Source organism: Bradyrhizobium sp. (assembly GCF_017881085.1).
In the GTDB taxonomy this organism is placed as follows: Bacteria; Pseudomonadota; Alphaproteobacteria; order Rhizobiales; family Xanthobacteraceae; genus Bradyrhizobium.
The window spans coordinates 1-5,704 of sequence record NZ_JADGRI010000332.1 but is presented as its reverse complement, the minus strand read 5'-3'; the positions used below and the strand labels follow the sequence as shown (position 1 = coordinate 5,704).

Annotated in this window: 4 protein-coding genes; 2 read left to right on the top strand and 2 right to left on the bottom strand. The window is 64.0% G+C overall.

What is annotated here, in order from left to right; translation table 11 throughout:
* Together QZ213_RS23625 and QZ213_RS23620 are read right to left on the bottom strand one after the other, a co-directional pair.
* Nucleotides 1-1,422: ethylbenzene dehydrogenase-related protein (locus QZ213_RS23625; protein WP_291688500.1), on the bottom strand; the 1,422-nt coding region annotated here is incomplete at its 3' end.
* Between the two features lie 342 nt (nucleotides 1,423-1,764).
* The gene (locus QZ213_RS23620) at nucleotides 1,765-3,321 is read right to left on the bottom strand and encodes a hypothetical protein (RefSeq protein ID WP_291688499.1); all 1,557 of its coding nucleotides are present in this window, start codon (nucleotides 3,319-3,321) and stop codon (nucleotides 1,765-1,767) included.
* Between the two features lie 214 nt (nucleotides 3,322-3,535).
* Here QZ213_RS23620 and QZ213_RS23615 point away from each other — a divergent pair, with 214 nt between their 5' ends.
* Complete coding sequence (locus tag QZ213_RS23615) at nucleotides 3,536-3,778, top strand: hypothetical protein (RefSeq protein WP_291688498.1); 243 nt, start codon at nucleotides 3,536-3,538, stop codon at nucleotides 3,776-3,778.
* The gene (locus tag QZ213_RS23610) at nucleotides 3,775-5,667 is read left to right on the top strand and encodes a type I secretion system permease/ATPase (protein ID WP_291688497.1); all 1,893 of its coding nucleotides are present in this window, start codon (nucleotides 3,775-3,777) and stop codon (nucleotides 5,665-5,667) included. The genes QZ213_RS23615 and QZ213_RS23610 overlap by 4 nt, the downstream gene beginning before the upstream one ends.
* Nucleotides 5,668-5,704: the final 37 nt, after the last annotated feature.

The following is a 5,704-nucleotide window of genomic DNA, read 5'->3' as shown; positions in this document are numbered from 1 at the left end:
AGCGAAACCGCCCTTGTAGGGAACGATATTGCGAACCTGCAGCGGCGTCGGATCCAGCGGCGGGCCGAAATGAGCGTCGTCCATCCAGCCGGTCGAACCGCCGCTGGTTGCCTTCCATTGCCAGACATCGGCGTAGCCTGCCGCCGTGAAATGCAGGCCGCGGCCGGTCATCGTGGCCGGCGCGTCGGCAATCGGCTGCGGGCTGGCGTGGAAAGTGCGGTCGCCTGCCAGCGTCACATTCATGGTGGTGAACAGGACCGAGAATTTGTCCTCATTGTAGTCGTGCTCGTCGCCGGCCTCGAAGCCGTCGTGCAGCACGTGCCATCCGTCGACTTCCTTGATCAGCGGCAGGTGCTTCAGCGACCGCGTCGGATCTTCCCATGTGAACAGGAAATACGCCCACGTGCCGTCATGAACGGCGCGAATCTCAATTCTGGTCTCGCCCGTGCCGTCGAAATTGCCTCCCTCGCTGGTCATCAGGGAAAACGGCGTGATGTTGCGCCAGGCCCGATCGGAGGTGTCGCCGTCGAGGATGGGCACGTCAGCGCTGCTGATGCGGTGAATCTGTAACTGGTCGACGGCCAGCCGGTCGGCCGCCAAGATCACCGAAGCGCCGGTGATGGCGATGGCTGCGGCGACGACAAAAGGGTTGGATTGGAACGTCGGGTTGCGCGGTTTTGAGGTGCTGCCTTGCCTCCTGGATCCCGGTACATTGGATCCCGGCCGCGCCCGTGCGACCGAGCTCCGTGCGGCCGTCCGATCCTGCGCGTTATCGTGTTGCGGCGGCGCCGGCCTGGCAGGCGGTTGTGCGGATTCCGGCGCCAGCCGCGCCGATTGCTCTGCCAGCAACGTCAGCAACTCAACCGCATCGAGCCGCGGCGGCGGCGCTGTGAGGCGGGTTGGGCGGAAGATTCGCAGCAACTGCGACACGCCGCCGATTCGGTAATGCGCCAGGACATGAAGGCCGGCAAAGGCTGTTATCACCCACGTTCCGTACCAGTGCAGCGTTGCCACATCGTGGCCCGCGTAGAAGCCGAAATACAGAAGCCCGCCGCTGGCGAGCAGCGCCAGCATCGTGACGAAGAAGATCCAGTACAGAACGATGTTGTAGGCGCCCACCCTGGCCTGCTTGCGGCCGAAAAGTCCGCGCAGGCGGATCTTGTCGAGCTGGACGCGACGGCCTAGTCCCGATCTCATGACGTAGACGGCGTAGGCGAGCGACACCGCGACCAGCACGACGGCGGCCTGCATGTGCGCCACCCACACGCTCTGGCGCGGCAGCACGGCATCGAACAGATTGATCCAGCTGCGTCCCGGGGCTTCGGTCGCGATCCGCAATCCGCTGACAAAGGCGACGGCAAACGCGCCGACCAGGAGCCAGTGCAGGATGATCGTGCCGTAATCGGTTCTTCGCTGCCTCATGCGCGTGCCCCGCCGCCGGGGAGCGCGCAACCGACGCTATCAGTGCGGCGCCTGGATTCGACGTTACCTTCGCATCTACGACCCGCCGGCGCATCGCGCCGGATCGCACTGCTTTCCTTTTTGGCCCGCGATATACGCCGCAAGAAGCCATCATTACCCGTACCCAAATGACCCGTCCCCCAAATCAGGATTCGCCGAACCCGGCGAACGAACAAATTCCCTTTGTTTTGCGGCTGCCCCGCCGCGACGTGTTGATGGTTCAAACCGCAAGAGCGACCGATCCAACTGACCTCCGGCGTCCCATCGGTGCGATGGGGCGCCGGAGGCCACGCTGATCCGCCGTTATCCCCACATGTGGTGGAAGTGCTGCGCCATCTCCGGAACCGGCGAATGATGCGGGTCGATCGCGGGTGTGCCGGCGTCGGCGGCGGCGACTGGTGTGCCGGCTGGGGCTTGCACAGCGGGCGCCGTGGCCACGGTTGGTGCCGCCGGTGCCGGGGTCACCGGCGCTGCTGCGGCAACCGCCGGTGCGGCAACCGCCGTCGACAGCACGTCGGCTACGGTGGCGCCATCGGCATTGTAGGTGCCGCCGGTCACGGGCGTATTATTGCCGCCGACATCGGCGGCGTTGGCGTGCATCTCCTCGGCGGCGGCAGTCACCAGTGCCGCATTGCCGGTCTGCAACCCCTTGACCATCGCGCTCACCTCGGCGCCGAGCGTGCTGGTCTGACCCAGCAACTCGTTGTCGAAGCGGGCTTCGAAGATGCCGCCCTGGGCCGCATCGAAGTTGGTGACCGTCTTTTCGAAGGTCTGAATGTTGGCGATCAGCGCGGCGATCGCATGGGCATCGTGGCCGCCGACGAGGTTCTCTGCCTGCTGTCCCAGCGAGTTGGACTGGGCGATGAAGTTTGCCCAGAAATTTGTTTGATCCGAATTGTCCATATATTTCGGCGTCGGGTGCAGCGCGTCCCCAAACGGCGTAAAGCCGTGAACGCCACCCTGGTTTGCCATGTTCACCAGATTGGTATCGCCCTGCACGATGTCGATGATGTCGAGCAGATTGTCGTTGCTTGCCCGTCCCGCATCCTGGCTCACCCCGGCCTGATTGATGTAGGTCTTCTCGAGTTCGAGCTGCCGCACGATGGTATCAGCATGAACGCCGGTGAGACCGCCGAACAGCGTCGGGTTGGCCGCCATCAAGGCCTGCAGGTCGGTGATGGCCGCGTTCGTATCGGCCGTGGCCTGGGCTGAATTGGAAGCGTTGATGCCGCCGATGGAAATATTGGCGAGATCGTTGAAGATGACGCCGATGTCCGCGAGATTGGCATGAGGCGCATTCGCGGCCGTGGTGCCGGCGGCGAAGGCGGAGGGCGCGGCGAGAAATCCGGCGGCGCCATTTTGTGTCGCCAACGTGGCGAGATTGGCGTCGTTATTGACGATATTGAGGATATCGAGATGGCTCGTGTGCAACGCCGTTTCCGCGGCGGCGACGCTGCCGAATGTCCCGCCCCCATTCACCGAGGCGGTGGCGGCCGATAGCGCGGTCGTAATATCGGCCAGGATCGTGTTGACGTGCGTCAGCGTATCGCCGGCGAATTGCCCCGCGGCTTTTTCCGCCAGCAGGCCCGTTTGGACATTGGTGAGATCGGTGGTGTATCGCCCGATGCTGCCCAGTCCCTGGCCGCCTTCCGAGACCACGTTTTGCCACAGTCCGCCCTCCAGCGCGCGCGTGGCGTCATTGAACGTCAGGCCGAGGTCCGAGAAAGCCGGGGCGGCGGGGGGCGCCGGGGGACCGGGATCAACGGGGGTTACCGGCGGGACCGGCGCGGGAGGGCCCGGATCGATTTGGTGACCGTTACCAGCGTGTTGGTGATGGAAACCGTTTGTGAAGCGCGCCATTTTTGTCCCCTGTTGTTTTGTCGAATGCACGACGGCCAGCGCAAGTGATCCACTCGCGTGGCGGGTTGATGCGAGAGATGAAGAATTATTTAGCTTCGTGGCGGCTTTCAGCCGACACCGGGGCCAATGCGCGGGAGAAGCAAGGTGATAGGCGGACGAAACCGTGACGCCTTTGCCCGTTTTGTGCGCGCGGCGTCGATGGCGGGCGAAGATTATGAAAGCGCTGTCGGTGTTTGTTGCCGAAAATCTCGCAACCCGCCTTCATCGTGCGCAAATCTTGCGTTGCCGGGCATCGCGCAATTGCCAGATGAGTATGACACCGGGGCCGTCGTTTTATTTCCGCGGCATCCACAACAGCCCGCCGTGGTCGCATTCTCGCCGAAAAATGGTCGGTATCAGTCGTCAAGGAGAATTGATCGCGCAAATCGCGACAGCAGCCAAGGGGCGCAGTGTATGAGTATCGCTCACGGTCACGCAGAAGCAACGTTTCCGTCCCGCGCGATTTCCAGCATCAGGTCGACGCTTCAGTCCGATGATCCCGTGGCGCTGGGATTGCGCGAAAGCGCGCGGCGCATGATCGGCATTGCCGTATTCAGCGGCGTGATCAACATCCTGATGCTGTCGGGCTCACTCTATATGTTGCAGGTCTATGACCGGGTGATTCCGAGCCGCAACACCGCGACCTTGCTTGGCCTCTCGCTGATGGTGCTGTTCGCTTATCTCGTGCAGGGATATTTCGACGCGCTGCGTACGCGCATGCTGTGCCGGGTCGGAACGTTGTTCGACGCCGGCCTGCAGCAGGCGATCCACACCGCGCTCGCCACGCTGCCGCTTCGCGGCGTGAAGCCGATGCTGATGCAGCAGCCGTTGCGTGATCTGGACCAGGTGCGCACTTTCATGTCGAGCATGGGGCCGACGGCGTTCCTCGATATGCCCTGGATACCGATCTTCCTCGTTGCATTGTTTCTGTTTCATCCGGCGATCGGCATGACGGCCCTGCTTGGGACGGCGGCGATCATTGCCATGACATTGCTGACCGAGCGGATGTCGCGCGGCGCGGCCAGGGCGGCGATGGATTCGAGCGCCCAGCGCCAGGTGCTGGCGGACGCGACCCTGCGCAACGCCGAAGTGATTCGCGCGCTCGGCATGACCGATCGCTTCACCGTGCGCTGGTCGCAGGCCAATGAGCGCTATTTGCGTGAAAATATCCGCGCCACCGACGTCTATGCCAATCTCGGCTCGGGAGCCAAGGTGCTGCGCTATGTGCTGCAATCGGGCATGCTGGGTATCGGCGCCTATCTCGTCGTCGCCGACAGGGCGTCGGGCGGCATCATGATCGCCTCTTCGATCATGATGGGCCGCGCTCTGGCGCCCGTTGAAATCGCGCTCGGCACCTGGAAGCAGCTGGTCGCCGCGCGTCAGGGCATCACGCGGCTGCGTGAAATCTGCAAGGCCACCGCGGCTCCGCCGGCGCCGCCGGTGGTGCTGCCGCGTCCCTGCCGCGAGCTATCGGTTCAGGAACTGGCCGTTGCCGCGCCGGGGGCGACCAAGCCCATCGTCTCGAACATTTCGTTTTCTCTCAAGGCCGGCATGGGATTGGCGCTGCTCGGCGCCAGCGCATCGGGCAAGACCTCGCTCTCCAAGGCGCTGGTCGGAATCTGGCCGGCCCAGAATGGCGTGGTGCGGCTCGACGGTGCCGCGCTCGATCAATGGCGCAACGAAGATCTTGGGCGCTATATCGGCTATCTGCCGCAGGATGTGGCATTGTTCGACGGCACCGTCGCCGAGAACATCTGCCGTTTCGATGAGGCCGCCCACTCCGACGCGATCCTGAGGGCCGCGCAGATCGCGGGCGTACATGACATCATCCTGCGGCTGCCCGAGGGCTATTCGACGCGGATAGGCGAGGGAGGCATGTCGCTGTCGGCGGGGCAGCGGCAGCGAATCGGCCTGGCACGGGCGGTGTTCGGCGATCCGTTCCTGGTGGTGCTCGACGAACCCAATGCCAATCTCGATGCTGACGGCGAGAACGCGCTGACCCGCGCCATTCAGATACTGCGTTACAACAAATGCATCGTCATCGTCATATCGCACCGTCCAAGCGCGCTTGCCGCCTTGAATATGGCGATGGTGCTCTATGAGGGTAAGTCGATCGCGTTCGGCCCCTGCGAGGAAATATTTGCCCGCGTTCGCGCGGCGACGGGGCAATCCACGGCAGCAAGGGAACCTGCAGTGGTGAGAGAGCCTTCGGCAGCAAGACAGCCGGCGGGGGCAAGACAGCCGGCGGCGCCTCCGGACCTCAAAACGGCGCGCCGCGCGCCGGTCGCCGAGAGCGTTGAGCCATGAGACGGGAAGACGGCATACCGCGTGACGGCCGGCACGC

Coding starts and splice junctions, on each gene's coding strand:
- QZ213_RS23620 (WP_291688499.1), bottom strand. CDS start 3,321: ATGGCGCGCTTCACAAACGGTTTCCATCACCAACACGCTGGTAACGGT.
- QZ213_RS23615 (WP_291688498.1), top strand. CDS start 3,536: ATGAAAGCGCTGTCGGTGTTTGTTGCCGAAAATCTCGCAACCCGCCTT.
- QZ213_RS23610 (WP_291688497.1), top strand. CDS start 3,775: ATGAGTATCGCTCACGGTCACGCAGAAGCAACGTTTCCGTCCCGCGCG.